Annotated in this window: 25 protein-coding genes; 20 read left to right on the forward strand and 5 right to left on the reverse strand. The window is 69.3% G+C overall.

Annotated features, from left to right (window positions below; all coding sequences use genetic code 11):
- Nucleotides 1–87 precede the first annotated feature (87 nt).
- On the forward strand, nt 88–738 hold the full coding sequence (locus CRT60_RS18815) for a phosphatase PAP2 family protein (RefSeq protein WP_244592606.1): 651 nt from the start codon (nt 88–90) through the stop codon (nt 736–738).
- A 4-nt stretch (nt 739–742) separates the two neighbouring features.
- Here CRT60_RS18815 and CRT60_RS18820 read toward each other — a convergent pair whose 3' ends face one another.
- Entirely contained in the window at nt 743–1,975 is a 1,233-nt protein-coding gene (locus tag CRT60_RS18820; RefSeq protein WP_098738088.1) for a plasmid replication protein, read from the reverse strand.
- A 669-nt stretch (nt 1,976–2,644) separates the two neighbouring features.
- Between CRT60_RS18820 and CRT60_RS18825 the strand changes: the two genes are divergently transcribed.
- The 17 genes from CRT60_RS18825 to CRT60_RS18905 all read left to right on the forward strand — a co-directional run bounded on the left by CRT60_RS18825 (nt 2,645) and on the right by CRT60_RS18905 (nt 18,610).
- Nucleotides 2,645–3,571, forward strand: a complete 927-nt coding sequence (locus CRT60_RS18825) for a helix-turn-helix domain-containing protein (protein ID WP_098738089.1) — start codon at nt 2,645–2,647, stop codon at nt 3,569–3,571.
- Entirely contained in the window at nt 3,568–4,212 is a 645-nt protein-coding gene (locus CRT60_RS18830; protein WP_098738090.1) for a hypothetical protein, read from the forward strand. Before CRT60_RS18825 ends, CRT60_RS18830 begins: the two co-directional genes overlap by 4 nt.
- Nucleotides 4,213–4,360: 148 nt before the next feature.
- Entirely contained in the window at nt 4,361–5,023 is a 663-nt protein-coding gene (locus CRT60_RS18835) for a ParA family protein (RefSeq protein ID WP_098738091.1), read from the forward strand.
- Nucleotides 5,020–5,589 (forward strand): hypothetical protein, encoded by a 570-nt coding sequence (locus CRT60_RS18840; protein ID WP_098738092.1) that lies wholly within the window; start codon nt 5,020–5,022, stop codon nt 5,587–5,589. The genes CRT60_RS18835 and CRT60_RS18840 overlap by 4 nt, the downstream gene beginning before the upstream one ends.
- Before the next feature lie 55 nt (nt 5,590–5,644).
- Entirely contained in the window at nt 5,645–6,592 is a 948-nt protein-coding gene (locus CRT60_RS18845) for a LysR family transcriptional regulator (protein WP_098738093.1), read from the forward strand.
- 146 nt (nt 6,593–6,738) lie between these two features.
- Entirely contained in the window at nt 6,739–8,085 is a 1,347-nt protein-coding gene (locus tag CRT60_RS18850) for an ABC transporter substrate-binding protein (protein ID WP_204562006.1), read from the forward strand.
- A 226-nt stretch (nt 8,086–8,311) separates the two neighbouring features.
- Nucleotides 8,312–9,178 carry a branched-chain amino acid ABC transporter permease gene (locus tag CRT60_RS18855; RefSeq protein ID WP_098738094.1) on the forward strand — a complete coding sequence of 289 codons (867 nt, stop codon included), beginning with the start codon at nt 8,312–8,314 and terminating at the stop codon, nt 9,176–9,178.
- The gene (locus CRT60_RS18860) at nt 9,178–10,194 is read left to right on the forward strand and encodes a branched-chain amino acid ABC transporter permease (protein WP_098738095.1); all 1,017 of its coding nucleotides are present in this window, start codon (nt 9,178–9,180) and stop codon (nt 10,192–10,194) included. Before CRT60_RS18855 ends, CRT60_RS18860 begins: the two co-directional genes overlap by 1 nt.
- Nucleotides 10,191–10,910, forward strand: a complete 720-nt coding sequence (locus tag CRT60_RS18865) for an ABC transporter ATP-binding protein (protein ID WP_193548444.1) — start codon at nt 10,191–10,193, stop codon at nt 10,908–10,910. Before CRT60_RS18860 ends, CRT60_RS18865 begins: the two co-directional genes overlap by 4 nt.
- Before the next feature lie 4 nt (nt 10,911–10,914).
- Nucleotides 10,915–11,682, forward strand: coding sequence for an ABC transporter ATP-binding protein (locus CRT60_RS18870; protein WP_244592607.1), 768 nt, complete (start codon nt 10,915–10,917; stop codon nt 11,680–11,682).
- 54 nt (nt 11,683–11,736) lie between these two features.
- A complete protein-coding gene (locus CRT60_RS18875; RefSeq protein ID WP_098738096.1) occupies nt 11,737–12,525 on the forward strand; it encodes a putative hydro-lyase in 789 nt (262 codons plus the stop codon).
- Between the two features lie 86 nt (nt 12,526–12,611).
- Nucleotides 12,612–13,385, forward strand: a complete 774-nt coding sequence (locus CRT60_RS18880) for a substrate-binding periplasmic protein (protein WP_098738097.1) — start codon at nt 12,612–12,614, stop codon at nt 13,383–13,385.
- 43 nt (nt 13,386–13,428) lie between these two features.
- On the forward strand, nt 13,429–14,196 hold the full coding sequence (gene pxpB / locus CRT60_RS18885) for a 5-oxoprolinase subunit PxpB (protein WP_098738098.1): 768 nt from the start codon (nt 13,429–13,431) through the stop codon (nt 14,194–14,196).
- A complete protein-coding gene (locus CRT60_RS18890; RefSeq protein WP_098738099.1) occupies nt 14,193–15,215 on the forward strand; it encodes a 5-oxoprolinase subunit C family protein in 1,023 nt (340 codons plus the stop codon). Before pxpB ends, CRT60_RS18890 begins: the two co-directional genes overlap by 4 nt.
- 45 nt (nt 15,216–15,260) lie before the next feature.
- Nucleotides 15,261–16,835, forward strand: coding sequence for a methyl-accepting chemotaxis protein (locus CRT60_RS18895; RefSeq protein ID WP_098738100.1), 1,575 nt, complete (start codon nt 15,261–15,263; stop codon nt 16,833–16,835).
- A gap of 40 nt (nt 16,836–16,875) precedes the next feature.
- Entirely contained in the window at nt 16,876–17,637 is a 762-nt protein-coding gene (locus tag CRT60_RS18900) for a LamB/YcsF family protein (protein ID WP_098738101.1), read from the forward strand.
- Nucleotides 17,638–17,881: 244 nt separating this feature from the next.
- Nucleotides 17,882–18,610 (forward strand): porin, encoded by a 729-nt coding sequence (locus CRT60_RS18905; RefSeq protein ID WP_098738102.1) that lies wholly within the window; start codon nt 17,882–17,884, stop codon nt 18,608–18,610.
- Nucleotides 18,611–18,673: 63 nt separating this feature from the next.
- On the opposite strand, the gene CRT60_RS18910 is transcribed toward CRT60_RS18905, so the two are convergent.
- The 4 genes from CRT60_RS18910 to CRT60_RS37555 all read right to left on the reverse strand — a co-directional run bounded on the left by CRT60_RS18910 (nt 18,674) and on the right by CRT60_RS37555 (nt 24,228).
- Complete coding sequence (locus CRT60_RS18910; protein WP_098738103.1) at nt 18,674–19,345, reverse strand: hypothetical protein; 672 nt, start codon at nt 19,343–19,345, stop codon at nt 18,674–18,676.
- Between the two features lie 87 nt (nt 19,346–19,432).
- Nucleotides 19,433–20,560, reverse strand: a complete 1,128-nt coding sequence (locus CRT60_RS18915) for a cysteine desulfurase family protein (RefSeq protein WP_098738104.1) — start codon at nt 20,558–20,560, stop codon at nt 19,433–19,435.
- Nucleotides 20,561–20,623: 63 nt separating this feature from the next.
- Nucleotides 20,624–21,988 carry a PQQ-dependent sugar dehydrogenase gene (locus CRT60_RS18920; RefSeq protein ID WP_425290411.1) on the reverse strand — a complete coding sequence of 455 codons (1,365 nt, stop codon included), beginning with the start codon at nt 21,986–21,988 and terminating at the stop codon, nt 20,624–20,626.
- A 77-nt stretch (nt 21,989–22,065) separates the two neighbouring features.
- Nucleotides 22,066–24,228, reverse strand: coding sequence for a tetratricopeptide repeat protein (locus tag CRT60_RS37555; RefSeq protein WP_280177230.1), 2,163 nt, complete (start codon nt 24,226–24,228; stop codon nt 22,066–22,068).
- A gap of 162 nt (nt 24,229–24,390) precedes the next feature.
- On the opposite strand from CRT60_RS37555, the gene lptF reads away from it, so the two are divergent.
- Nucleotides 24,391–25,554 (forward strand): LPS export ABC transporter permease LptF, encoded by a 1,164-nt coding sequence (lptF, locus tag CRT60_RS18930; protein ID WP_244592609.1) that lies wholly within the window; start codon nt 24,391–24,393, stop codon nt 25,552–25,554.
- Nucleotides 25,551–26,561 (forward strand): glycosyltransferase family 9 protein, encoded by a 1,011-nt coding sequence (locus tag CRT60_RS18935; RefSeq protein ID WP_098738106.1) that lies wholly within the window; start codon nt 25,551–25,553, stop codon nt 26,559–26,561. The genes lptF and CRT60_RS18935 overlap by 4 nt, the downstream gene beginning before the upstream one ends.
- The last annotated feature ends 71 nt before the right edge of the window (nt 26,562–26,632 follow it).

Here is a 26,632-nt window from a genome sequence, read left to right on the forward strand (position 1 = left end):
GGCGTGCGGGGGTGGGGAACCGCCCCTGCGTCCGCCGCGTTCCCCTGCTGCGCCGGCATTTGCGGCGCGGCATGCAGGGGACCGGCGTTGAGCGACATCATCGAACAGAACAGCGACCAGGGCAGCATCGAGAATCAAGGGATTGAGAATCCCGGCGGCGGCATCGGCTACGGCGGACGCCCGGCTCCCGCCGCCCTTCAACCGGCCCTGACCGCCGTCGACACGCTGGATGCGCAGGTCCACGACATCGTCACCTGCGATCCCGGCCCGGTCAGCAAGGCCCTGGCGACCGCGGGCCATTACGCCATAAAGCGGCATGTGCTGATCCCCAGCTTCGCCATCGCCGGCATCGTCGGCCTGATGACCGGACAGCAGGATCTGCGCCGCGCCGGCATCGTCGGCGTCCTGGGGCTGGTGGCGACGGCGACGGCCAGCCGCTCGATCAAACGCTACGTAAAGCGCCGCCGCCCCGACGAATGCGAGCCGCGGCAGCGGCCGGGCAAGCGGATCAGCGCCCGCTCGCTGCCGTCCGGCCATGCGGGAAGCGCCTTCGCCGCCGCGACCGCGCTCGCCACGGTCAGCCGGTCGCCGACGCAAAGTCTGATGATTTACGGAGCCGCAGCAGCAATTGCCAGCGGCCGTGTCGTGAAACATCGGCACTGGGCATCCGACGTGGTGGCCGGCGCCCTGCTGGGAACCGCCATCACGCTGGCGGCGCGGCGCCTGCTGGCGCGCTGAGCCGCTATTTCTTCGGCAGCGGCAGGCTGGCCTGTTCGGCCTTGGCCGGATCGGCCAGCCGCTTGGCGCGCTTGTTGCGCATTTCCGCCACCTCGCCAGCCTTCAACGGCACGAAGCCGTCGGGCCGCATGGCGTTGCCGACGATCTGCTTGAGCAGGTCGATGTTGGTGATCTGCACCCGGCGGCCGCGGCGGACCTGATCGAGGAACTTCTGCGACGGGGTCAGCACATAGTCGATGGCGTCGATGCGCTTGCCGACCTTGGTGTATTCCTTGTCGGCAATGTCGAGGATGCCCTCGTCCACCAGGGCGTCGACGGCGGAGGTCACCACGCGCAGGGTGTCGCGGCGGCGCGACCATTCGTTCATGCCGCTGTTCTTGATGATCTCGTCGGCGCTGATCGACACCGGCTTCGCTTCGTCGTCGGCGGTGTCGTACTCGATGGACAGGCGGTTGTAGAGCCAGCGCGAGACCGGCGACTTCAGCTTCATCAGCCAGGCATAGGAGACCGGCTTGAACTCCAGGTCGCGGATGGCGGCGGAGACCAGCGGGTTGAACTCCAGATAGGTCTCCTCGACCCCGCCGTCCTCATCGACCAGATCGGGGCGCGAGCGGATCGCCAGCACCGGGAAGGCGGTCGATTCCAGCAGGTTCTGTCCCCGGCTCTTCTTGCCCGGCTCGGCGCTGCCACCGGTGGAGATGATGATGCGCGACCGCGCCAGGATGGTCAGGGATTCGCGGATGTCCTGGATCGACAGGGTGTGGTTGACCGCCCGCAGTTCCCGCTGGATCTCGTAGAGGCTGAAGCGCATCTGCACCTTGTCGCGGTTCTCGCCGGTCAGCGACAGGCGCGAGCGGTCCATGGCGAGGCGGCGGACGACCTGCTCCACCACCTGTTCGCGCTCCGACGGGAAGATCTCGACTTCGACCAGATCCGGACCGGCGCCGGGGGCGCGGTCGTCCCTCTTTGCGGTGCTGAGCCGGTCGATACGAGCGGGCTGCACGGTCAGGCGGTAGTTGCGGCCGCGGAAGGCGAACTCGCGCCGCACCGACTTGATGAAATTGTCCTTGGTGACCAGCTCGCCCTTGTCCTTGGCGGTCTTTTCCTTGTCGTTGTCGCGGGAGACGAAGACGAAGCGCGGCGCCAGATCGTAAAGCGCGATCAGGTGCGATTGCGAACGGTCTTCCAGCTCGAACAGGATGAGCTGTGCGGCGCTGGTCGGGGCCATCTTGGTCATGAACGTCTCCGGGTGTCGGAAACAACCATGGCGCGGCGGACCCGCCGGTGCAACAGAACGCAGTGAGTTTACCGCATCCGGGATGGAGCGACAGCCCGCGGATATGGTGCAGCACCCCGCGATGATGGAGCAACGGCCCGCGGTCATAGAGCGATAGCCCGCGATAGCCGCCCGGACGCGGCATCCCCGGGGCAGGGCTCCGCGAGCCCTTGAAGAATCGGGGAGAATCGGCCCCACCCGCCGGGAATCGCGGCGAGGCGAACCGCGGGCTGCCGCTCCATAGGGGACGGAGACGGATCGCTTCGGCACCGGATTGCCCGCGATTCACACCATCGTCATGGCATAGGCGGTCAATCGCGGGCTGTTGCTCCAGCATCGCGGGCCGCGGGCCGACGGCAATCGCGGGCAATGGCTCCACATCCGCGGCCAAAGGCGCCAGGATCCCGATTCGGCGCGGCATCGCCGGCCAATCGCGGGCCGATGCTCCATGGTCGCGGGCAGGGGCTTTACGGTCGCGGGCTGTCGCTGACCATCCGCGGGCTGCGGCTCCATGGAGCGCGAGCCCGCGATTCGACTCTTCCACCGACCGCTTCGAATCCTCTGCGCCAATCGCGACGGCCGATCATGCGGCCAATATTGCGCCCACGGCGCGGAGGAGTATCGCTACAGATGACAAACCGCACTGCAAGCCCGAACCGCCCCGGGCAAACCCGTACCCGGCAAACCCATGCCGGCCAAAATAATACGAGGCAAAACCGCTGGGGCCGGATTCCGGCCTGGTGGCTCGACCATCCCGATCTCGACGCCGACGGCCTCGCCGTGCTGGCGGCGCTCAGCACCTACGCCGACGAGGCGGGGGTGTGCTGGCCGTCGCAGGCGACGCTGGCCGACAAGCTGAAACGCAGCCGACCGACCGTCAACCGAATCCTGGGCCGGCTGGAGGCGCTTGGGCTGGTCGGCATCGAACACCGCCGCTCAGCCAATGGCGGGCGTCTCAGCTGCCGCTACCGGCTGGCGCTGATCTCCTCGAACGGGACGCAGGACGGTGCAAGGATGGACACCCCCGCTGACTCATCCGCGGACTCCCCCTGTTCAGCGGCGAGTCATGAACAGCCTGAACCAGAACAGATTCCTGAGACGCTCCACCGGCGTGCGGACGAAGGGACACCGTCCAGCTCTGCCGGTGACCCTGAACCGGTTGCTTCCGATTGGGCGCCCCCTCCGGCCGACCGGCAATGGGCGGCAGAGCGCTTTCCCGACATCGACGTCGATAGCCATGCCGAGCGCTTCGTCCAGCAATGCCAAGCCCATGGCTATCGTTACCGGGATCCGGCCGCCGCATGGCGGTCCTGGCTGCTGCAGGATGCCGACCGTATGGCGCAACAGCCCGCGGCAACCGTCCGCGGACCGAACAGCCGCGGACCGAACGAACGGGTAGCGCGAACGACGTCCCGTACCGCCGCTTCCGGGTCGAATTCCGCAGCCGCCAACGCCGAACAGCGCCTGTCGGCCTGGGCCAGCGTTGCCGCCCGTCTCAACAACACGCCGCCGAACACAGTGTCGAACACGCCCGCTACCCCCTGGGGGATCGCATGAGCAACCTGCACCAGTTCCCCACATCCTCCTCCACCGCACCGCCGGGCCTGCCACTGCCCTTCGACCCGGCGATGGCGCCGGCCCTGCGCAGCCGTATGCTGCGCGACGCCCTGCCGGAACCGTTGCAGCGCCTTCTCGACCGTGGACAGGTCGGACGCCATAGCCGCTTCACCGAAGACGGTTTTGCCGATGTCGTGGAGGACTGGACACCACCGGACGGGGTGACACCGCGCCATGCTGCACTGGCCCGCCGCGCTCTGTCGGAGATCGCCGACACCATCCTGGCGCCGGCATCTGCCAACCATCTGTTGGGACGGGTGCTGGCTCTGCTGAGCCATTTTCCGGCAAAGGCGACCAGCCCGGAGGTGGAGCAATTGCTCGCGATGGATTGGGCCGACGATCTGGGCGAGTTCCCTGCCTGGGCCATCGATCAGGCGGCTCGCCGCTGGCGGCGCACCCGCAAATGGCGGCCGAGCATCGCCGAGATCCGCGCCCTGTGCGAGGATGCCTGTGCTGAGGAAAATGCCCTTGCCGACCGGTTGCGCGCCATCGCCATGGCGGGCGAGCGGACCGGGGAGAGCGGCAACCCGACCGGTGCGGTGCGCCCGGTGCTGGCATCGGTGATGCGTCGTATGCGATGATGAGAGGATTTTCTGTCTTAGATCGCAAATCTGTGGCAGGGGCGACACCCTGTCCGGCCGCTGCGAAGCTAAGACATGTCTTAGATTTGCGCCACGGCCGGGCTTTGGTAAAAGGGGCGGACAGCCGATGGCGATAAGGGGCACGGGAATGAGCAACGACACGGGACACGTGCCGGTGAAACGCTTGCTGGTCAATGGCCCGAAGGGCGGGATCGGCAAGACGACCCTCAGCCGCAACATCGCGGTGGCGGCGGCGCTCGATGGCTGCGCGGTGGCGACGCTCGACCTCGATCCGCAGCGCAGCCTGACCAAGTGGTTCGCCAAGCGCCCGGACGGCATGGCGTCCATCACCCATTTCGAGGCGGGCATGACGCCGCTCGACATCCGGGCGGCCCTGGACGGCATCGCGGGCTTCGACCTGCTGGTCATCGACACGCCGCCGTCGATCGAGGACCATCCGGAGGAATTCAAGCTGCTGGCCCTGTCGTCCGACCTGATCGTCGTGCCGACCGGCCAGAGCGACGACGATCTGGACTCCGTCCGGCCCTGGATGCGCTTCGTCCGCCGCTACGGCAAGAACGCGGCCTTCGTGATGAACCGCGTCAAGCCGCGCACCCGCGGCTTCACAGAGGCGCAGCGCAAGCTGCTGGGCGACGGCCGGATCTGCCCGGTCGAGGTGCCTGATTACGAGGACATCCAGTTCACCGCCGGCCGCGGGCTCGGTCTTTTGGAGCTGAAGGGGGGCAAGGGGGCCGAGCATGTCGCCGGCGTCTGGGCCTTTGTCCGCCACGAACTGGAGCTGGCGCAATGAGCGGGTTCAAGCAGGTTTCCAAAGCCCAGGCCCGCCGCCACATCGCGGTGGACGAGCGGATCGAGCGCATGTCCGAGGCGACGGTCGATTTGGTCCGGCGCGAGGAGTTCGTCCAGGAGATCTCCACCCTCTGGCGCAGCGCACAGGAGAAGTTCCTGCTGATCGGCCGCTATCTGGTCCAGGCGCGGGCGCGCCTGCCGCATGGCGAGTTCCAGGCGATGGTCGAGAACGAGCTGCCCTTCGGCTATCAGGTCGCCTACCAGCTGCGCATGGTGGCGGAGGCGGTGGACAGCGGTCGCCTGCCGGGGGCGAAGCTGCCGCCGAGCTACGCCACCGTCTACCAGCTTGCCACCCTGACCGGCGAACAACTGCGGCTGGCCGACCAGAGCAACCTGATCCGGCCCGACGTGACCCGGCCGGAGATCGTCCGGTTCAAGCGCGACCTGCGCAACCGCGCCCTCGACCATGTCAGCCGCCGCGAGGCGCTGGAGGCCGAGCGCGACCGGCTGCGGGAACGGCTGGCAGTGATCGAGGTTGAACTGGCGGCGCTGGACGGCCGGGACTGACAGGGCTGCGGCGGTGGTACGGCGTGCGATGATCCGAAACGAGGATGAGTGAGGCATGCTGGACCTGAAGTCGCTGGAGACCTTCATCTGGACGATGCGGCTCGGTGGGTTCCGCCGGGCGGCTGAACGGCTGAACACCACCCAGCCCGCCATCTCCGCCCGCATCGCCCAGCTGCAGGACGAGCTGGGCGTTGTCCTGTTCGACCGCGTCGGCCGGCGGGTGGCGCCGACGCCGCAGGCGATGGTGCTGCTGACCTATGCCGAGAAGATGATGGCGCTGCGGTCGGAGCTGCTGACCGCGGTGGCCGACCGCAGCGCCATCCGCGGCGTCATCCGGCTGGGCGTTGCGGAGACGGTGGTCCATACCTGGCTCAGCCAGCTGATCGAGCGGTTGAACGCCCTCTACCCCGCCGTGTCTCTGGAGATCGAGGTCGAAACCTCGCCCAGCCTGCGCGATGCGCTCGCCCGCCACGAGCTGGACGTGGCGGTGATGCTGGCCTCCTACACCGACGTGCGGTTCCGGGCGATCCCGGTCGGCAACTACCCGCTGGGCTGGGTGGCGAGCCCGACGCTGCCCCTGCCTGAGGAACCGGTGTCGCTGCGCGATCTGGCGTCTTGGCCGATCATCACCTTTTCCCGCACCACCCAGCCCTATGGCGTGATCCGCGAGATGTTCTCCGCCGTCGGATTGCAGGTGCGGATGTTCGGCAACAGCTCGCTCGCCAGCGTCGTCCGCATGGCGGTGGACGCGGTCGGGGTCAGCGTCATCCCGACGGTGATCGTCCAGCGCGAATTGGCGGAGGGCCGGCTCCGCCTGATCCGCTCGCAGGCGCCCCTGCCCGGAATGACCTTCTGCGCCGCCCATTCCGCCACGGCGGAGAACCATATGGCGTCGGTCGTCGCCGATCTGGCCGCCGCGGTGGCGGCCGATTACGAAGCGACGACCGGCAACGAGGCGCCGCACGCCACAGGGGCGAGCCGGAACGCATTAGAAAGCGATTGATCGCCGCAGCTTATCAATCCAGATCAAAACTTACGATTGGACGCACCCAAGACTGTTCGTGTCATCATCCTGTCAGAAGCGCAACCGAATAGCCGTAAAGGCCCGCGCTACAAGCCACCAAGGCACTGAACAGAGGAGATTTCACGATGCGGTTCGCGGCAGCGATTACCGACCCCACCCGCACGCCCACGTCCATGGCCAACGCTCCCACCCGGCGCCAGACGATCAAGCGCATGCTTGCCGCGGCGGCCCTGCTGACGACGAGTGCGCTGACCGGCATCGGCATCGGCGCCGCCCCGGCCCGGGCCCAGGATGAAATCCGCATCGGCGTGATCTATCCGCTGACCGGTGCCGCCGCCTCCACCGGCGTCGAACTGAAGGCCGCCGCCGAACTGGCCGCCGCCATCGTCAACAAGGAAATCCCCGCCCCGCCGGGGCTGGTCGCCGGCATCGGCCTGCCGAACCTGAAGGGGGCGAAGATCAAGCTGATCTTCGGCGACCACCAGGGCAACCCGCAGGTCGGCGCCACCGAGGCCGAGCGGCTGATCACCAGCGAGAAGGTCGTGGCGCTGACCGGCGCCTATTTCTCCAACGTCACCGCCACCGCCAGCCAAGTCGCCGAACGCTACGGCGTGCCCTTCCTGAACGGCGAATCCTCCTCGGCCTCGCTGACCCAGCGCAAGTTCAAATGGTTCTTCCGCACCACGCCGCATGACGACCTGTTCGTCGGCAACTTCTTCACCTTCCTCGGCGACATGGAGAAGAAGACCGGCGACAAGCTGCGCAACATCGCGCTGTTCAACGAGAACACGCTGTGGGGCAACGAGACGACCAAGCTTCAGGTGAAGCTGTCGGAGGAGCAGAAGTTCACCATCGCCGAGAAGATCCTCTACCCGGCGAAGACGACGCAGATGACGTCGGAGGTACAGCGCATCAAGGCCGCCGCCCCGGCGGTGATCATGCAGTCCAGCTACCTCGGCGACGCCATCCTGTCGATGAAGACCTACAAGGAGTTGGGCTTCCTGCCGAAGATGCTGCTGGCCAACGACGCCGGCTTCAACGACAGCGAGTTCCTGAAGACCATGGGCAAGGATGGCGAGTTCGTCATCAGCCGCGAGGTCTGGGCGCTCGATCAGGCCGAGCGCAACCCGCTGATCAAACAGGTCAACGACCTGATGCAGAAGCGGTCGGGCGTGAACTTCAACGGCAACTCGGCCCGCGCCTTCACCGGCATCGCCGTGCTGGCCGACGCGCTGGACCGTGCCGGCTCGACCAAGCCCGACGCGATCCGCGAGGCGCTCCAGAAGACCGACATCCCGGCCAGTGGCCTGATCATGCCGTGGAAGGGGGTCAAGTTCGACGCCAGCGGCCAGAACGAGCTGGGCACGGGCATCATCGTCCAGGTCCAGGGCGGCCAGTATGTGACGGTGTGGCCCTTCGACGTGGCGACCAAGCCGGTCGTCTATCCGATGCCCGCCTGGGACGGCCGCTGACCTCCGCTTCCTTCATCGGGCTGCTGCTTACCCTTTCCTTTCCCGGAAAAGGGGGAGCCCGTCGCCTTGCGACGGGTAGGGCTACGGAGATGCCCAGTCGATTCCGCGCTTCGATCCACGATGCATCTCCTGCCCGGCGCCATCGGCGCCACCCTTTCCGGGATGGGAAAGGGGCTTTTCCCGCACAGTTCCTCCGGCCCACCCTGACCGCAAAAGGGGTGCTGCAATGACCGCAGACATTCTTTTCCAAGTGCTCGTCTCGGGCCTGCTGATCGGGCTGATCTATGCCCTGGTCGCGGTCGGCCTGACGCTGATCTTCGGCGTGATGGACATCGTCAATTTCGCCCATGGCGAGTTCCTGATGCTGGGCATGTATGCCAGCTTCTGGGCCTTCGCCCTCTTCGCCATCGATCCCATCGTGGCGCTTCCCCTGACGGCGTTGCTGCTGTTCGGGGTCGGCGTCATCGTCTACCAGACGGTGATCCGCCGCATCCTGAAGGCGCCGATGCTGTCGCAGATCTTCGCGACCTTCGGCCTGATGATCCTGCTGCGCGGTCTGGCCCAGTTCTTCTGGAAGCCGGACCACCGGCTGATCCCGCACAGCCTCGTCAGCGGCAACGTCGCCTTCGGTCCCGTGCAGTTCGGCCTGCCGCAGTTCGTCGCCGCGCTCGGTGCCGTCGGCGTGACCGGCGCCCTGTGGATGTTCCTGCACCGCACCCGGCTCGGCACCGCGCTGGAGGCCACCGCCATCGACCGTGAGGCGGCCACCCTGATGGGCATCGACGGTCAGAAGATGTTCGCGCTCGCCTGGGGCATCGGTGCGGCCTGCGCCGGTCTGGCCGGCGGGTTGATCGCCACCTTCTTCCCGATCTTCCCGGAGGTGGGGTCGAACTTCATCCTGATCGCCTTCGTGGTGGTCGTGCTGGGCGGCTTCGGCAGCGTCACCGGCGCTTTCCTGGCCGGCATCATCGTCGGGCTGATCGAGGTGCTGGGCGGCTTCCTGGTCGGCCCGGAATACAAGACCGCCATCGTGCTGTCGCTGCTGCTGATCGTGCTGCTGGTGCGTCCGCGCGGCCTGCTGGGGAAAGCCTGATGACGACCGGAATCAACATCTCCCGCAAGGGCGTCGGCACCGCCGCCCTGCTGGCGCTCGCCGCCGTCCTGCCGCTGGCGGTCACCGAACCGTCGCAGCAGAACTTCCTGATCCTGATCCTGATGGGCGCCCAGATGGGCGTCGCCTGGAATATCGTCGGCGGCTATGCCGGACAGGTCTCGCTCGGTCATGCGGTGTTCTACGGCATCGGCGCCTACACCTCGACCATGCTGCTGCTGACCCTGGGGCTGACGCCCTGGATCGGTGCCTTGGCCGGCGGGCTGGTGGCGGCGGCCTTCGCCCTTGCCATGGGCTGGCCCTGCTTCCGCCTCAAGGGGCACTATTTCGCCATGGCGACCATCGCCGTGGCGGAGATCATGCAGATCCTGGTCACCAACAGCGACGCCCTCGAAGGGGCCGTCGGCCTCTACCTGCCGATGGACCAGAGCGGCTGGGGCGTGCTGATCTTCCTGTCGAAGCTGCCCTACTACTACGTCATCCTGGGATTGCTGGTGCTGACGGTGCTGGTCTCCTGGGCCATCGAGCGCAGCCACATCGGCTATTATTTCCGCGCCATCAAGGACGAGCCGGAAGCGGCCCGCGCGCTGGGCGTCAGCCTGACCCGCTACAAGCTGATCGCTCTGACGGTGTCGGCCTTCCTGACGGCGATGGGCGGTAGCTTCTACGCCCAGAAGGAGATGTTCATCGATCCGGGTTCGGTGTTCGCCACGACGATCTCGATCAAGATCGCGCTGATCGCCATTCTCGGCGGCGTCGGCCGGCTGATGGGACCAGTGCTGGGCGCCGTCATCCTCATCACCATCGAGGAATACAGCCGCACCCTGTTCGGCAGCACCGGGTCCGGCACCGACATGATCATCTACGCCGCCATGATCATCCTGGTCGCCGTGTTCAGCCCGTCCGGCGTGCTGGGCCTGCTGGGTGACCTGCGGCGCCATCTGCCCGGCGCCAAGCCGGCCGAGGTCAAGACCAGCGCCAAGGAGGCCCGCCCGTGAACACCGCCCCCCTGCTTGCCGTGGACGGCCTGGGCAAGGCCTTCGACGGTCTGGTCGCCAACCGCGACATCAGCTTCATCGTCCATCATGGCGAGATCATCGGGCTGATCGGTCCGAACGGTGCCGGCAAGACCACCCTGTTCAACTGCCTCGCCGGCTTCCACACCCCCACCACCGGGCGCATCGCCTTCGAAGGCCAGGACATCACCGGTTCGACGCCGGAGGCGGCAGCGGCGCTGGGCATCGCCCGCACCTTCCAGATCGTCCGCGTCTTCCAGTCGATGACGGCGCTGGAGAACGTCATGGTCGGCGCCATGCTGCGCAACAAGCGGGTGGCCGAGGCGCGCGAGCGGGCGGAGGACGAGCTGGCCTTCGTCGGCCTGTCGCACCGGGCCGACACCCCGGCGTCGGACCTGACGGTGTCGGAGCAGAAGCGGCTGGAGGTTGCCCGTGCGCTCGCCACCGAACCGAAGCTGATCCTGCTGGACGAGGTGATGGCCGGCCTCAACCCGACCGAGGTGCGTGAGGCCTCTGCCCTGGTCCACCGCATCCACCAGCGCGGCATCGCCAGTATCATCGTCGAACATGTGATGGAGGGCATCATGCCCATCGCCCACCGGATGCTTGTGCTCGATTACGGTGCCAAGATCGCCGACGGCACCCCTGCCGAGATCGCCGAGAACCCGGCGGTCATCGCCGCCTATCTGGGGGAGTGAGACGATGCTCCAACCGACGCTGTCCGAACCCGTCCGCCCCGTCGCCCCCGCTCCCGCAGGCGAGGCGATGCTCCAAGTCCGCAACATCCAGTCCAGCTATCGCCGTGTTCCCGCCATCCGCGACATCAGCCTGACCCTGAACCGGGGCGAGATCGTCGCGCTGGTCGGCGGCAACGGCAACGGCAAGTCGACCACGCTGCGCGCCGTCGCCGGGCTGAACGCGCTCGACGGCGGGGCGATCCTGCTGAAGGGCCAGGACATCTCCGCGGTGCCCGCCCACGAGCGGGTGAAGCGCGGACTGGTGCTGGTGCCGGAGGGCCGCCGCCTGTTCCCGCGCCTGACGGTGGAACAGAATCTGATGCTGGGCGGCTTCACCACCAGCGATGCGGCCAAACGCGAGCAAACGCTCCAATTCGCCTACGACACCTTCACCGTGCTCGGCGAACGCCGCCGCCAGCAGGCCGGCACCCTGTCGGGCGGCGAACAGCAGATGCTGGCGATGTGCCGCGGCCTGATGAGCCAGCCCGACCTCCTGATGCTGGACGAACCCTCCTGGGGCGTCGCGCCGAAGCTGGTGACCCGCATCTTCGAGACCATCCAGCTGATCCGCCAGCGCGGCATCACCGTGCTGCTGGTCGAACAGAACGTCCACCGCGCGCTGGAGATCGCCGATCGTGGCTATGTCATCCAGACCGGCCGCGTCGTGATGGAAGGCAGCGGCCAGGACCTGCTGGGCAACGACGAGGTGCGGCAGGCGTATCTGGGCATGTGAGAACTTTTCCATCGACGCACGCCATCCTTCCGACTCCTTTTCCGGACCATCCCCATGACGACCACTCCCCTCTCCGCCGCCGCCGAGCGCCTGCGCATCCGCAGCGGCGCCAACAGCGGCCAGACCGCCGGCCTCGCCCCCGGCCATGTCCAGGCCAACCTCGCCATCCTGCCCGCCGACTGGGCCGGCGACTTCCTGCGCTTCTGCCAGGCCAACCCGCGGCCCTGTCCGCTGCTGGCGGTGTCGGAGGTCGGCGACCCGCGCCTGCCGACGCTGGGCCATGACATCGACATCCGCACCGACGTGCCCCGTTACCGCGTCTATCGCGACGGCGTGCTCTCCGCCGAGCCGACCGACATCGGCGACCTGTGGCAGGACGATTTCGTCGCCTTCCTGATCGGCTGCTCCTTCTCCTTCGAGGAGGCCCTGCTGGCCGACGGGCTGCCGGTGCGCCACATCGCGATGAACCGCAATGTGCCGATGTACGAGACCAGCATCCCCTGCACCCCGGCCGGCCGCTTCGGTGGCACCATGGTGGTGTCGATGCGGCCGATGGTGCCGAAGGACGCCATCCGCGCCATCCAGATCACCTCGCGCTTCCCGTCGGTGCACGGTGCGCCGGTGCATTTCGGCGATCCGGCCGCCATCGGCATCCGCGACATCGCCCAGCCGGAACATGGCGAGGCGGTTCCCATCGAGCCCGGCGAGGTGCCGGTCTTCTGGGCCTGCGGGGTGACGCCACAGGTCGCGATCCGCACCGCCCGCCCGCCCATCGCCATCAGCCACAGCCCCGGCGCGATGCTGATCACCGACCTGCTGAACACGCACCTGTCGGTGCTCTGACCGCTTCTCTCCCCCGCTTCATCCCCTGCGATACCGGCCGCCGCGCGGGCATTCCGCCTCGCGCGGACACGGTGGAGGCTTGCCCGATGCAAACCCCGTTTTCCGTCCGCCTGCTCTCTTCCAGCATTCTGGGCTCCATTCTCCTGCTGACCGCCGTCACGGCCCCGGCCTCGGCAGACCAGCTGCGCATGGTGGCGCTCAGCTTCCCGCCGCTGATCTATGACGACGGCGGAAAGCCGGCCGGCATCGCCTACGACATCGTGACCGAGGCGATGAAGGCCGCCGGGCATGCCGTGACGGTGGAGATCATGCCGTGGGCCCGCGCGCTCGACACGGTGCGCGATGGCGGCGCCGATGCGGTCTTCACCGCCTACAAGACGCCGGAGCGCGAGCAGTTCCTGAATTACTCCACCCAGGTGCTGGTGCCGCAGGTGGTCTCGCTGTTCGTGGCAAAGGACAGCCCGGTCAGCTTCGACGGCGACCTGTCCAAGCTGGCCGACCGCAAGTTCGGCGTGGTCAACCAGATCAGCTACGGCTCCATCGTCGACGACGCGATCAAGACCGGTGTGCTGCCGGCGGTGGAGAAGTCGAACGACAGCGACAGCAACGTCAAGAAGCTGGTCTCCGGCCGCTTCGACGTGATGCCCAGCAACCGCTATGTCGCGCAGTATTTCCTGAAGCAGGCCGGTGCCCTGGACAAGGTGAAGGAGCTGACACCGGCAGTGCAGGACATCCCGAGCTACATCGCCTTCACCAAGGCTCGCGACACCGCAAAGCTGCGCGACGAGTTCGATGCCGGGGTCGCGGCGATGAAGGCCAGCGGCGTCTACCAGCAGATCCTCGACAAATACGCCCGCTGACCATCGGGCGCCTTCCCTTCCGACCAGCTTTCGAGAAGCCGCCATGAGCGTGACCACCCCGCTCCCGGCCCCCGTTCTGCGGGCGGCCGGGGACAGTGCCCTGATCGTCGAACTGGGCGACGGCATCGCCCAGGACCTGAACGCCGCCGTCCACCGGCTCGACCGCCGCATCGACGACGCCCAATTGCCGGGCGTCGTCGAGACGGTGCCGACCTATCGCTCGATCCTTGTGCAGTTCGACCCGGCGGTGACTTCGGCCGAACCGCTGGGCCAAGCCCTGTTGGGGCTGGCAACCGAGATGACGCGGGCAGTGGCGGAACCGCAGCTGCGCTGGATCGTGCCGGTCTGCTTCGGCGGTGCCCATGGCGAGGATTTGGACGAGGTGGCCCGTCGCTCCGGCCTCGGCACGGAGGAGGTGGTGCGGCTGCACTGCACCGCCGACTACCGGGTCTATATGTTGGGCTTCTCCCCCGGCTTCGCCTATCTCGGCGGGCTGCCGGCGATGCTGCACCAGCCCCGGCGCGAGAACCCGCGCATGGTCACCCCGGCCGGCAGCGTCATGCAGGGCGGGGCACAGGCGGCGATCTCCCCCATCGCCATGCCCAGCGGCTGGCACCTGCTGGGCCGCACCCCGGCCCGGACGTTCGATCTCAAGAGGGAGCCGCCCTTCCTGCTGGCCCCCGGCGACCGCATCCGCTTCACCGCGATCAGCGCCGCCGAATATGACCGGCTGGAGGGGATGAGCGGTTACCTGCCCGACTGCGAGACGGTGACCTCCTCCATTGCCCTGATGCAGGGAGCCGCCGCATGACCACCCATCTGCGCGTCGCGGCAGCCGGTCCCAGCTCCACCATTCAGGACCGCGGCCGGGTCGGCTATCAGCGCTACGGCGTCTCGGTGGCCGGGGCGGCCGACCCGTTGCTGCATGCCGCCGCCAACGCCCTGGCCGGCAACCGGCCGGGGGAGGGGGCGGTGGAGTTCACCCTGGCCGGCGACAGCGTGACGGTCGAGGGCGGGCCGGTGCGCATCTCCGTCGCCGCCGATGCCGACCTGACGGTGGATGGCGACCCGGTGCCGGGTTGGACCAGCCTGCGCCTGACCGACGGCCAGACCCTGCGCATCGGGAACTTGCGCAGCGGCATGCGCGGCTATTGGGCGGTGGAGGGCGGCTTCGCACTTCAGCCGGTGCTGGGCAGCGTCGCCACCCACATACGCAGCCGTATGGGCGGACTGGACGGCGGTGCGTTGAAGGCCGGCGACCGGCTGCCGCTTGCCCTCGACCGGGCGGAGGACCGGGGCGAGCGCTGCCTCGACCCGTCCCTGCTGCCGGCACGCGGCGGGCGGCTGCGCGTGATGCTCGGGCCGCAGCAGGATTATTTCACCCCCGCCGGGATCGAAGCCTTTCTGGAGGAGGACTACGCCCTCAGCCACGAGGCCGACCGCATGGGCTGCCGGCTGGACGGTCCCGCCATCGAGCATTCCCGTGGCTTCAACATCACGTCGGACGGCATCCCGCTGGGCGCCGTGCAGGTTCCCGGCACCGGGCGGCCCATCGTGCTGCTGGCCGACCGCCAGACCACCGGCGGCTATCCCAAGATCGCCTGCGTCGTCGGGCCGGACGTCGCGGCGCTTGCACAGATGCGGCCCGGCGAGCGGCTGCGCTTCGCCGCCGTCGACGCGGCGGAGGCCGGGCGCATCCAGGCCCGCCATCGCGAGCTGGTGGACGGCCTGCCGGCGCTGCTGCAATCGGCCGGCGGCTTCGCCCTCTACGACAGCAGCCGGCTGCTCGGCTTCAACCTGATCGGCGGCGCCGTAACCGGCTGGGACTGACCTTTCGCTTTCCAACGCCCCAACACCCACAATGGAGTGGACCTGATGCTGCAGCGTGTGGGCCGTACCCTTGCCATGCGTGTCGTCGTTCCCATCGCCCTGATGGTCACGGTCATCAGCGCGACCGGCATAGCCGCCGTCGTCACCGTCAACCGCGAGGATGCCCGCAGCGCACTGGAGGACAAGGCGGCGGTCACCGTCCGCGTCATCGCCGGCGGGCTGGCGGAGCCGCTGTGGAACGTCGATGCCGACTCCGCCGCGGCACAGCTCGCCGCGCTCGCCAACGATCCCGACTATCTCGGCAGCCGGGTGGTCGATCCCAAGGGACAGGTCTTCGCCAAGAGCGGCGACGTGTCGGACGGCGACCCGTCGGTGCTGGTCCGCCATGCCGACATCCTGCGCAAGGCCGGCACCCGGATGGAGAAGCTCGGCACCGTGGAAATCCACCTGTCGCCCCGCCGGGCCGAACGGCAGGCGGCGGAGCGGGGGTGGCTGCTGGCCGGCGGCGGGCTGGCGGCGCTGGTCGCGCTGTGCGGCGTGCTGTTCCTGATGGTGCGCGGCGCCACCCGGCCCATCGTCCGCCTGACCGGGGTGATGACCCGGCTGGCCGCCGGCGAGCGCGCGGTGGATGTGCCGTCGCTCGACCGCCGCGACGAGATCGGCCGCATGGCCGAAGCCGTGCAGGTCTTCAAGGAACAGGGTGCCGCCAAGCAGCGGCTGGAGGCCGAACAGGTCGAACTGCGTCGGCAGTCCGAGGCGGAGCGCCATGCCGCCATCGCCGCGGTTGCCGATGATTTCGAACGGCGCGTCGGCAGCAGGCTGGCCGAGGTGATGCGCACCACCGACGGCATGGGGCTCGCCACCCGCAGCCTTGCCGGGGTGGCCGAACACAACGGGCAGCTCAGCCGGCAGGCCGCCGGCAATGCCGCGACGGTCAACGCCTCGGTCGACGGCATGGCTGCCGCGGTGGACGAGCTCGTCGCCTCCATCCGCGAGATTTCGGCCCAGGCCCAGCATTCGCAGTCCATCGCCGACGAGGCATCGCGCCGCGCCGGCCGCGCCACCGATCAGGTGGCCGGGCTGGTCCAGGCGTCCGACCGGGTGTCGGCTGTGGTGACGCTGATCCACGCCATCGCCAAGCAGACCAACCTGCTGGCCCTCAACGCCACCATCGAGGCGGCACGCGCCGGGGAGGCCGGCAAGGGCTTCGCCGTGGTGGCCGGCGAGGTGAAGGCGCTGGCGACCCAGACCGCCAAGGCGACCGAGGACATCGAGACGCAGATCCGCGCCATCCAGGGCTCCACCGGCTCCGCCGCCGACGAGATCGTCGAGATCGCCCGCGTGGTGGAGAGCCTCAGCCAGATCAGCGCCTCCATCGCCGCGGCGGTCGAGGAGCAGAACGCCGCGACGGCGGAGATCGGCCGCGGCGTCAGCGAGGCCGCCCAGGGCGTGCGCGCCCTGCTGGGCGACGTCAACGCCACCTCCGAAGTGGCCGGTCAGACCGGCGACGCCTCGGCACAGCTCGACACCGCCGCCGGCATGCTGACCGACCAGATGGGGGCGATGCGCAGCGAGGTTGCCGGCTTCATCCATTCCCTGCGACAGTCGGATGCGGCGTGAAAACGCCAGGACTTTTGACGAACGGACTGTGAGAAACGCCATGCCGAGCATCGATCTGAACTGCGACATGGGGGAAGGGTACGGCGCCTGGACCATGGGCGACGACCGGGCGATGCTGGACATCGTCACCTCCGCCAACATCGCCTGCGGCTTCCATGCCGGCGATCCCACCATCATGGCCGACACCGCCCGGCTGGCGGGAGAGAAGGGGGTGCGCATCGGCGCCCATCCCGGTTTCGAGGACCGCTCCGGCTTCGGCCGCCGCGTCATGCGCGGCATCGCGACAACGGAGGTCGAGCGGCTGGTCGCCTATCAGGTCGGCGCGCTCCAGGCCTGTGCCGCGCTGTCGGGCCGGCGGGTGACCCATGTGAAGCCGCACGGCGCCCTCTACAACATGGCGGCGGTGGAGCCGGATCTGGCCGGCGCCATCGCCCGCGCCGTCAAGGCGGTGGACCCCGCCCTGCTGTTCGTCGTCCCGCCGCTGAGCGCCATGGAGCGTGCCGGCCAGGATCTGGGCCTGCGCGTGGCGCGCGAGGCTTTCGCCGACCGTACCTATGAGGATGACGGCACTCTGACGCCGCGCTCGGTGGCCGGATCGGTGATCCACGACCCGGATCTGGCGGCGGCCCGAGTGGTGCGGATGGTGCTGGACGGGGCGGTGGAGAGCCGGCACGGCACCCGGCTGCCCATCGTGGCGGACACCATCTGCGTCCATGGCGACACGCCGACCGCGGTCGCCATGGCGGCGACCGTCCGCCGCGCGCTAGCGGCGGCGGGAGTGACGGTCCAGGCGGTGGTCTAGCGACTGCTGCCTGCCATGACGGCCTTCCCGACATGACATCTCCCGCATAACGCGAGTAATCCCGCTTTTTTGCATCGCAGCATACAAAGAGCGGGTCACAGTTTTGTCAGAATTTTAGACGAACATCCCTCAAACCGAAAAGGATACACAAGGCCGTATCGACCAAACGGATAGTCGACCATCGGCCGAACAGCACAGGGCTTGCCAAATGAAACGAAGCATTTCCATGCCTATTCTGGCGGCAATGACGATTTTATCGGCAACCGGTGCGTCTGCGGATATCCTATATCAAAAGGGTAGTTTCTCGGATCAGCGGCATTTCTTGGCCGTCGATGTTTCATGGGGGGAACTGGAGATCGGGCAGGCCGACAGTGTCCGCAACCGGCTGGTGGGGGCGGCGGCCGTGCCGGCCTCGACCGGGGCCGGCAGCCGGACGGCGAAGCTGAGCTATTACACCCCGCCGCTGCGCGGTTTCGAACTGGGCGCCAGCTACACCCCGATGCCGCGCGGGGCCGGCGACATGCCCGACCCGCGCGAGGCCATGCATCTGGTGGAGGCGGCGGTGCGCAAGACCATCCTGATGGGCGGCATCAGCACCCGCTTTTCCGCCGGGACCAGCCGGGCGCGGGTGCGCAGCGACAGCCGCCGCCTGCCGCGCCAGTCCTGGATCGTCGGCACCCAGTTCGCATGGCAGAGCGTGACGCTCGACGGCGACCTGCGCCAGCAGCAGGAGTCCGACGGCGTGTCGGTGCGCAGCCTCAACGCGGCGCTGGCCTATGGGAGCGGCGACATGACCCTGTCCTTCCGGGCACGGCGGACCTTGCCGGAGAATGGTGCCGCCAGTGGCCATTACCTTGCCGATCTGGCCTATCGGATCACGCCGCAGTGGCAGGTGATGGCCGACACCAACATCGACACCGGTGCCGAGTCCATGGGGGCCGTGGTCAAGGTTGGCGCGCGTCTGGTGTTCTGACCGTGACGGACAGGGCGGGGGAATGGCATCTCCACCGCCCCGCCGCAGCCGGTAACGAACCGCTCAGTTCGCCGCGAAGCAGTAGAGCAGCCCGGCGCCGCCGGTGCTCTTCAGCGCGTCCTGGCTGCAGCCGCCGCGCGAGGCGTGCGACGAGTTCCAGGATTTCGCCGGCGGCTGCTCGTCCAGGCCCATGCGGTCATGGTGGCCGAGCATGGCCGCACCCTCGGTCCCGCTTTTGGTCCAGTTGCCGCAGGTCATGTCCTGGCCGGCGGCGAAGGCGGTGCCGTCGGGCTGCGACCCGGTCAGGATGTCGTGCGTGTTGGGCTGGTCGCCGCGACCGTTGATCGTTTCGCCCTTCTCGTTGAGCGCGGTCTGCTTGGTCAGGGCGTTGGTGCCATGCAGCTCTTCGACCGAGCGGGCGACCATTTCGCCCTTGGCGTTCTGCCAGGGTCCCTTGCCGATGCGGTCGCGCGCATTGACCGCCGGCTGGCCGTCGGCGGCCTGGGTGCTGAGATAGGCCCGCCATGTGCGGCTGCCGGCGCCCGCCGCCTGGGCCAGCTTCTGGCAATGCTGGTCGGCGCCGACCAGCCCGCCGAGATCGGCCCCCTTGCCCATGCCTACACTGGTGACGAAGAAGGTCATGGCGGACGGGCCGGCCTGCTGCGCCGAAGCCGCTGCCGGGATCGCCAGCAGGAAAGCGGCCGCCGCAGCGGTCCGGATGTTCGCACCGATCATGGTTTCTCTCCCTTTGCTGTTGTTTTCCCCGCCAGATCAGCCCTTGCCGGCGGAGCCAGTTGAAGCAGGACGCTCCGGCGGGGCGATTCATTCCCCTGGATTTGCTGATCCCAGCATGGTGACCAGCCGGTCGGCCGCCTCGTCCACCTCCGCGACCGTGGTGCCGCGGCCCAGCCCGAAGCGCAGGCTGGCATGGGCATCCGCCGCCGACAGGCCGAGCGCCAGCAGGACATGCGACGGCTCGCCATCCCCGCTGTGGCAGGCGGACCCGGTGGCGACGACAAGCTCCGGCAGATCCAGAAGCAGGTCGGCCGCGTCGATGCCGGGAATGGTGACGTTCAGGCAGCCGGCCAGCCTATCCGCCGCTCCGTTGCGGCGGATGCCGGGCAGCCGCTGGTGCAGGCGCTGCCAAAGCCGGTCGCGCAGCGCGCCGATGCGGCGGGCATCTTCTTCTCGCCGCGTCCGCGCAAGCCGGCAGGCTGCGCCCAGCCCGACGCAGAGCGGCGTCGGCAGCGTTCCCGCCCGCAGGCCGCGCTGCTGTCCGCCGCCGGTCGAGGCCGGCACAGGCCGGAAGGGCGGGCGGACGATCAGCGCGCCGATGCCCATCGGTCCATAGAGCTTGTGTCCCGACAGGCTGAGTCCATGCAGCCCGAGCGCCGCCATGTCGAGCGTACGCGTGCCCAGCGCCTGCACGGCGTCGCTGTGCATCGTCGCGCCATGACGTGCAGCGGCCGCGGCCAGCTCTGCCAGGGGCTGGACCGTCCCAACCTCGTTGTTCGCGGCCATCACCGAGACCAGGGACGGTTCCGGCAGGCCGGCCAGGGCGCTGTCCAATACAGCCGGATCGACCAGGCCGCTGCCGTCGACCGGCAGGACGGCCACCGGATGGCCGCGCCGCCGCAACTCGGGCAGGCAGCCGAGGATGCTGGCATGCTCCACCGCCGAAACGACGCAGCCGCGACCCGCCGGCACGCCGCCCAGCAGCGCCAGCGCATTGGCCTCGGTGGCGCCGGAGGTGAAGACGATTTCGCCCGGCTGCGCGCCGACCAGGGCGGCGACCTCTGCCCGCGCCTGGTCGATGGCGTCGGCGGCGCGCCAGCCGGCCGGATGGGCGGCGTGCGGGTTGCCGGCCGCGTCAATCCGCATCCAGGGCAGCATCGCCTCCAGCACCTGCGGGTCGAGCGGCGTCGAGGCCAGATGGTCAAGGTAGATCATGGCGCAGTATCGCGCCATCGCGCGACGAAGGGGAGGGGGGATGCCCGCCTCCCCTCCCTGTCGCTACTTCGCCGGCTGGTCCGGCCGCTCCGCCGACTGTGCGGTCGCGGTGCCGCCGACGCGCCAGATCGCGTTGCCGACATCGTCGGCGACCAGCAGGGCGCCCTTGTTGTCCAGGATCACGCCGACCGGGCGGCCCTGCGCCTTGCCGTCCTTGTCGAGGAAGCCGGTCAGCACGTCCACCGGCTCACCCGCCGGCTTGCCGTTGCGGAACGGCACGAAGATCACCTTGTAGCCGCTGGCCGGGTCGCGGTTCCACGAGCCGTGCTGGCCGATGAAGGCGCCCTCCTGCAGGTTCGGCGGCAGGTCGCCCTGGCGGGAGAAGGTCAGGCCGAGCGAGGCGGTGTGCGGACCCAGCGCATAGTCGGGCGGGATCGCCTTGGCGACGAGGTCGGGGCGCTGCGGCTCCACCCGCTGGTCGACATGCTGGCCGTAATAGCTGTAGGGCCAGCCATAGAAGGCGCCGTCCTTCACCGAGGTCATATAGTCGGGAACGAGGTCGCTGCCGATCTCGTCGCGTTCGTTGACGGCGGTCCACAGGACGCCGGACGTCGGTTCCCAGTCCATGCCGTTCGGGTTGCGCAGGCCCGATGCGAAGATGCGGTGCGCCCCGGTCTTCAGGTCGATCTCCCAGATGGCGGCGCGGCCCTGCTCCGCCTCCATCCCGTTCTCCCCGACATTGCTGTTGGAGCCGACCGTGGCATAGAGCTTGGTGCCGTCGCGGCTGGCGATGATGTTCTTGGTCCAATGGTGATTGATCGGCCCGCCCGGCAGATCGACGACCTTCTCCGGCTTGGCGGTGATCCGGGTGTCGCCCGGCTTGTAGGGTACCTTCACCACCGCGTCGCTGTTGGCGATGTAGAGGTCGCCGCCGACCAGCGCCATGCCGAAGGGCGAGTTCAGCCCCTCGATGAAGGGTTCGCGGACATCGGCCTTGCCGTCGCCGTCGCTGTCGCGCAGCAGGGTGATGCGGTTGGCGCTGGGCGTCTTGGCGCCGGCCTTGCCCATCACCAGCCCCATGACCCAGCCCTTGATGCCCTTGCCGTCCTCCGGCTTGGGCGGGGCGTTGGTCTCCGCCACCAATATGTCGCCGTTGGGCAGGGCCAGCATCCAGCGCGGATGGTCCAGGCCGGTGGCGAAGGCGGTGAGGCTCAACCCCTTGGCCGCCACCGGCTGCGCGCCCTGCGGCCAGCCGATGGCGTCGGCGATGTTGACCGTCGGGATCAGCGTGGATTTCGGCGCCGGCAGCGTCGGGTTGGGGCCGGTGCCGGCCGACACCGGCAGGGACGCCTGATCGCCGCAGCCGGCGAGCGACAGGACGGCGACCGTCGCCGAAAGCATGAAGGCGAGCCGTGTGGTGCTGTGCATGCGCCGAAATCCCGCGTCTGTAAGCGTGGAGGGAGTACCCAACGCTCAACGCCGGCGCATTCGGGTTGGTTCCGCCGTCAGTGCGGCAGCGTCAGGGCCCGCAACTCCCCCGCCAGGGCGGCGGCCAGTTTTCCGCCGTCGCACAACGGCCCGGCGGCCATGCGGGTCCGCAAGGTGCGGCGCAGATCCGCCAGCCCCTGCCCGTCCCCGGCCCAGGCGACGGCGCGTTCCACATAATCGGCCGGATCGGCGGCGATGCAGCCCTCGACCCCGGCCACCGTCAGGAAGGCCAGCGAATGGCGGCTGGAGAAGGTCTCTCCCGGCAGGGTGACGACCGGCACCCCCATCCACAGCGTTTCCAGCGTCGTGGTGCTGCCGGAGAAGGGGAAGGGGTCGAGCGCCACGTCGACCGACGCGCACCAGCGCATATGGTCAAGGCTGGCGGTGGCGCCGACCATCGTCACCCGGCCGGGATCGATGCCGGCGGCGGCCAGCCGGCCGCGCCACAGGGCGGCGGTGTCGGGGCAGGACAACGCCTTTGTCTTCATCAGCAGCCGCGACCCCGGCATTCGGCCCAGGATCGCCGCCCAGGCCGCCAGCACGCCGTCATTCAGCTTGGTCAGGATGTTGAAGCTGCCGAAGGTGACCGGTCCGCCCGACAGGCAGGGCGGCGGTGTCAGCGGCAGTTCCTCAACATCCGGCGGATCGTAGGCGATGAAGGCGTCGGGCATGCGCAGCACCCGCTCGGCATAGAAGGCTTCCATTCCCTCCGGGACATGGTGGCGGTCGGCGACCAGCGCATCCATCGCCGCCAGCCCGGTGGTCGCCATATAGCCCGACCACGCCACCTGCACCGGGGCCGGCTTGCGGGCGAAGACGCCGGGACGGCCGCGGGCATTGTGGCCGGCAAGGTCGATCAGCACGTCGGGCCGGTCGTGGCGGATCCGCGCCGCCAGTTCCGCATCCGTCAGGCCGGTGACCGGGGTCCATTGCGCCGCCGCCTTGCGGAAGCGGCCGGTCACGTCGTCGGATTCGCTCTGGTTGGCGTAGAGCAGCAGCCGGATGTCCTGTCCCGGCAACGCCTCCACCGTGCGGAGGGCGAACAGGCCGGCGGGGTGGCGGCGGAAATCGCCGGACAGGATGGCGACGGTCAGCGGCCCCTTCCGCGCGCCGGCCTTCCCCGGCTTCACCCAGCGCCCGCGGTGGGGCGCGCCATGCACCCGGTCCCAGTCGCGATGCGCCTCCAGCACCGCCGCCGCCGTCACCCCCGGCCGGAACAGCAGCAGATAGGCGAGGTTGGACCGCACGTCGGCGAGATGAGGGTCGAGCGTCAGCGCCCGCCGGTTGCCGGCCTCCGCCGCGTCGAGCAGCCCCTGGCCCTGGCGGACCAAAGCGAGGTTGGCCTGCGCCTCCGCCAGCGCCGGGTTCCAGGCAAGCGCCGTCCGGTAGGCGTCGGCGGCGGCCCCCAGTCGGTCGGCGCGCTGGCGCACCTCGCCCAGCCGCAGCAGGCAGTCGGCCAGATCCGGCCGGGCGGCCACGGCATGGCGGGCCGCAAGCTCGGCGCCGTCGCGGTCGCCCAGCGCCAGCCGGGCCGCGGCGAGGTTGGACAGGGCCGGGGCATGGTCGGGACGCAGCGCCAGCGCGCGGGCCAGATCCGCCGCCGCCTCCCGCGGGCGCTCCAGCGCCAGCAGCAGGGCGCCGCGGTTGGCGTGCGCCTCGACGAAGGTCGGATCGTCGGCCAGGGCGGCGCGATAGGCGTCGTCCGCGTCCGCCCGCCGGCCGAGTGCCGCCAGCACATTGCCCAGGTTGAAGCGGGCGCGGGCATAGCCGGGACGGCGTGCCGCCGCCTGCCGGAAGGCGGTCACCGCTTCTTCCAGCCGGCCCAGCGCCTCCAGCGCGTTGCCGAGATTGTAGAGCGCCTGGGCGAAGTCCGGCCGCAGGCGCACCGCCTGCCGGTGGGCGGCCACCGCCTCCTCCAGCCGGCCCAGCGATTTCAGCGCGCTGCCCAGATTGTCGTGATAATCGGCGACCCGGTGGTTGTGCTGGATGGCGCCGCGGATCAGGGTGACGGCGCGCTCGGGCTGGCCGGATTGCAGATGGACGACGCCCAGCAGATGGGCAGCGTCGGCATGGCCGGGCAGGGCATCCAGGACGCCATGATAGAGCGCCGCCGCCTCGCCGAGCCGGCCGGCCTGATGATGCGCCACCGCGGCAGCCATCGCTTCCTGGATCGTCGCCATGACGACCGTCATACCGGCTGGCGCGGGCGGGCGCCAGCGCTTTCCCAATCCGAGGGGGCGCCCAAGCGGGCACCCGTGTGGGCGCGCGCGGTTTTCAGCACTTGACCCGGCGGGCCGGGGCGGTCAGCTTGCCGGCCGTATACAGCCCCCGGCCGATCCCCGATGAACCGACTGCAACGGTACCTGTTCCGCAACCTGCTGATCGCCACGCTCTATTCGACGGCCGGCCTGACGCTGACCATCTGGCTCAGCCAGTCGTTGCGCCTGATCGAGATCGTGGTCAGCGCCGGCGCGCCGATGGGCATGTTCCTGTGGCTGCTGCTGCTGACCGTGCCGACCTTCCTCGGCATCGTGCTGCCGCTGGCGCTGGTCGGGGCCATCCTGTTCACCTACAACAAGATGGCGACGGACAGCGAGCTGGTGGTGATGCGCGCGGCCGGCGTCGGCCCCTTCTCGCTCTCGACCCCGGCGCTGGCGCTGGCGGTGGGGGTGATGGCCGTCGTCTTCACCCTGAACATCTGGATCACCCCGGCGGCCCACCGCGAGCTGGTGCGGATGGAATACACCGTGCGCAGCGACTATTCGCAGCTGTTCCTGCGCGAGGGCGTGTTCAACGAGGTCGGCGACCGGTTCAGCGTCTTCCTGCGCGACCGCGATTCCGACGGCAACCTGCACAAGGTGCTGATCCATGACGGGCGCCAGCCGGACAAGCCGGTGACGATCATGGGCGACCGCGCGGTGATGCAGACCGGCCCGGACGGCACGCGCTTCGTCGTCTATGACGGCAACCGGCAGGAGCTGGACCGCAAGACCAACCGGCTGTCACAGCTGTTCTTCGACCGCTATGCCGTCGACCTGAAGGCGGTGGCGCCCCAGGCGGCGGACCGCTGGCCCGACGCGCGTGAACGCACGACGGCGGAGCTGATGGACGGAAACGTCCCGGCCCAGGACGACCGCATGCGCCGCGGCCTGATCGCCGAACTGCACCACCGCTTCTCCTCGCCGCTGCTGGCCCTGACCTATGCGCTGGTGGCGCTGTCGGCGCTGCTGTCGGGCGAGTTCAACCGGCGCGGCCAGTCCTCCCGCGTCACCATCGCCGTGCTGGCGGTGATGGGGTTGCAGGCCGGGGCGCTCGGGCTGACCAGCCTCGCCGGCAAGGCGACCGTCTTCGTGCCGCTGATGTATGCCATGCCGCTGGCGATGCTGCTGCCGCCCCTGTGGGTGATGTCGCGCGGCCTCAGCCTGCGTCCGGGGCGCCGTCAGGGGGCGCCCGATCTTCATCCCGATGCCGGTCCCGATGCCGGCCCGGCCGGGTCGGCGTCATGAGCCGCATCCTCTTCATCACCTCCAACCGGCTGGGCGACGCGGTGCTCTCGACCGGTCTGCTCGGCCACCTGACCGACGCCCATCCGGGCGCGCGGTTGACCGTCGCCTGCGGGCCGCTGCCGGCGCCGCTGTTCCGGTCGGTGCCGGGGCTGGAGCGGCTGATCCCGCTGGCGAAGCGGTCCTATGCGCGCCACTGGCTGCGGCTCTGGCTGGAGTGTGTCGGCACGCGCTGGGATCTTGTGGTGGATCTGCGCAATTCGGCGGTCGGGCGGCTGGTGCCGGCGCGGCGCCGCGCCTTCCACGCCAAGGCGGCGCGCCCGATGCACAAGGTGGAGGAGAATGCCGCCGTGCTGGGCCTGTCGCCGCCGCCGGCCCCGCGCCTGTGGATCGACCGGGAGGCGAGGCGGCAGGCCGACGCCCTGATCCCCGCCGGGACCGGGCCGTTCCTCGCCATCGGGCCGACGGCCAACTGGCTGGGCAAGGAATGGCCGGCGGAGCGGTTCGCCCGGCTGGCCCTGCGCCTGACCGGGGAGGGCGGGCCGCTGGCCGGCGCCCGGGTGGCGGTGCTGGCCGCCGGGCCGGAGCGGGACCGGGCGCAGCCGGTGCTGGCGGCGCTGGGGCCGCGGGCCATCGACCTGACCGGCCGCACCGACCCGATGGCCGCCGCCGCCTGCCTGGAGCGGGCGGCGCTCTATGTCGGCAACGACAGCGGCCTGATGCACATCGCGGCGGCGGCGGGCGTGCCGACGGTCGGGCTGTTCGGTCCCGGCTATCCCGCAATCTACGGTCCCTGGGGGCCGCGCGGGCGGGTGGTGGTCAGCAGCGTTCCGCAGCCGGAGCTGCTGGCCCGCGTCACCGCCGACCCCAACGCCCGCGGGCTGATGGACGGCGTCGACGAGGACCGGGTGGATGAGACGGCGACCGCGCTCCTCTCCGAAACGCATAGAACGTGTGACCAGTTTGCGTCAGGGTCCTCCACACCCGCCGAACTACCCCCGTTGCGTTGACAAAGCCGGTCGGATAACCGACACTTCCTAGACGAAGCAAAGGGGCAGGTCCGCCCCCACCGGATGGGTTT

Origin of the sequence: Azospirillum palustre, assembly GCF_002573965.1 — a bacterium.
Taxonomy (GTDB): Bacteria; Pseudomonadota; Alphaproteobacteria; order Azospirillales; family Azospirillaceae; genus Azospirillum; species Azospirillum palustre.

What these genes read in the sequence shown, in the direction of transcription:
- CRT60_RS18820 (WP_098738088.1), bottom strand. Translation starts at nt 1,975, where the DNA reads ATGACCAAGATGGCCCCGACCAGCGCCGCACAGCTCATCCTGTTCGAG.
- CRT60_RS18825 (WP_098738089.1), top strand. Translation starts at nt 2,645, where the DNA reads ATGACAAACCGCACTGCAAGCCCGAACCGCCCCGGGCAAACCCGTACC.
- CRT60_RS18830 (WP_098738090.1), top strand. Translation starts at nt 3,568, where the DNA reads ATGAGCAACCTGCACCAGTTCCCCACATCCTCCTCCACCGCACCGCCG.
- CRT60_RS18835 (WP_098738091.1), top strand. Translation starts at nt 4,361, where the DNA reads ATGAGCAACGACACGGGACACGTGCCGGTGAAACGCTTGCTGGTCAAT.
- CRT60_RS18840 (WP_098738092.1), top strand. Translation starts at nt 5,020, where the DNA reads ATGAGCGGGTTCAAGCAGGTTTCCAAAGCCCAGGCCCGCCGCCACATC.
- CRT60_RS18845 (WP_098738093.1), top strand. Translation starts at nt 5,645, where the DNA reads ATGCTGGACCTGAAGTCGCTGGAGACCTTCATCTGGACGATGCGGCTC.
- CRT60_RS18850 (WP_204562006.1), top strand. Translation starts at nt 6,739, where the DNA reads ATGCGGTTCGCGGCAGCGATTACCGACCCCACCCGCACGCCCACGTCC.
- CRT60_RS18855 (WP_098738094.1), top strand. Translation starts at nt 8,312, where the DNA reads ATGACCGCAGACATTCTTTTCCAAGTGCTCGTCTCGGGCCTGCTGATC.
- CRT60_RS18860 (WP_098738095.1), top strand. Translation starts at nt 9,178, where the DNA reads ATGACGACCGGAATCAACATCTCCCGCAAGGGCGTCGGCACCGCCGCC.
- CRT60_RS18870 (WP_244592607.1), top strand. Translation starts at nt 10,915, where the DNA reads ATGCTCCAACCGACGCTGTCCGAACCCGTCCGCCCCGTCGCCCCCGCT.
- CRT60_RS18875 (WP_098738096.1), top strand. Translation starts at nt 11,737, where the DNA reads ATGACGACCACTCCCCTCTCCGCCGCCGCCGAGCGCCTGCGCATCCGC.
- CRT60_RS18880 (WP_098738097.1), top strand. Translation starts at nt 12,612, where the DNA reads ATGCAAACCCCGTTTTCCGTCCGCCTGCTCTCTTCCAGCATTCTGGGC.
- pxpB (WP_098738098.1), top strand. Translation starts at nt 13,429, where the DNA reads ATGAGCGTGACCACCCCGCTCCCGGCCCCCGTTCTGCGGGCGGCCGGG.
- CRT60_RS18890 (WP_098738099.1), top strand. Translation starts at nt 14,193, where the DNA reads ATGACCACCCATCTGCGCGTCGCGGCAGCCGGTCCCAGCTCCACCATT.
- CRT60_RS18895 (WP_098738100.1), top strand. Translation starts at nt 15,261, where the DNA reads ATGCTGCAGCGTGTGGGCCGTACCCTTGCCATGCGTGTCGTCGTTCCC.
- CRT60_RS18900 (WP_098738101.1), top strand. Translation starts at nt 16,876, where the DNA reads ATGCCGAGCATCGATCTGAACTGCGACATGGGGGAAGGGTACGGCGCC.
- CRT60_RS18905 (WP_098738102.1), top strand. Translation starts at nt 17,882, where the DNA reads ATGACGATTTTATCGGCAACCGGTGCGTCTGCGGATATCCTATATCAA.
- CRT60_RS18910 (WP_098738103.1), bottom strand. Translation starts at nt 19,345, where the DNA reads ATGATCGGTGCGAACATCCGGACCGCTGCGGCGGCCGCTTTCCTGCTG.
- CRT60_RS18915 (WP_098738104.1), bottom strand. Translation starts at nt 20,560, where the DNA reads ATGATCTACCTTGACCATCTGGCCTCGACGCCGCTCGACCCGCAGGTG.
- CRT60_RS18920 (WP_425290411.1), bottom strand. Translation starts at nt 21,988, where the DNA reads ATGCACAGCACCACACGGCTCGCCTTCATGCTTTCGGCGACGGTCGCC.
- CRT60_RS37555 (WP_280177230.1), bottom strand. Translation starts at nt 24,228, where the DNA reads ATGGCGACGATCCAGGAAGCGATGGCTGCCGCGGTGGCGCATCATCAG.
- lptF (WP_244592609.1), top strand. Translation starts at nt 24,391, where the DNA reads ATGAACCGACTGCAACGGTACCTGTTCCGCAACCTGCTGATCGCCACG.
- CRT60_RS18935 (WP_098738106.1), top strand. Translation starts at nt 25,551, where the DNA reads ATGAGCCGCATCCTCTTCATCACCTCCAACCGGCTGGGCGACGCGGTG.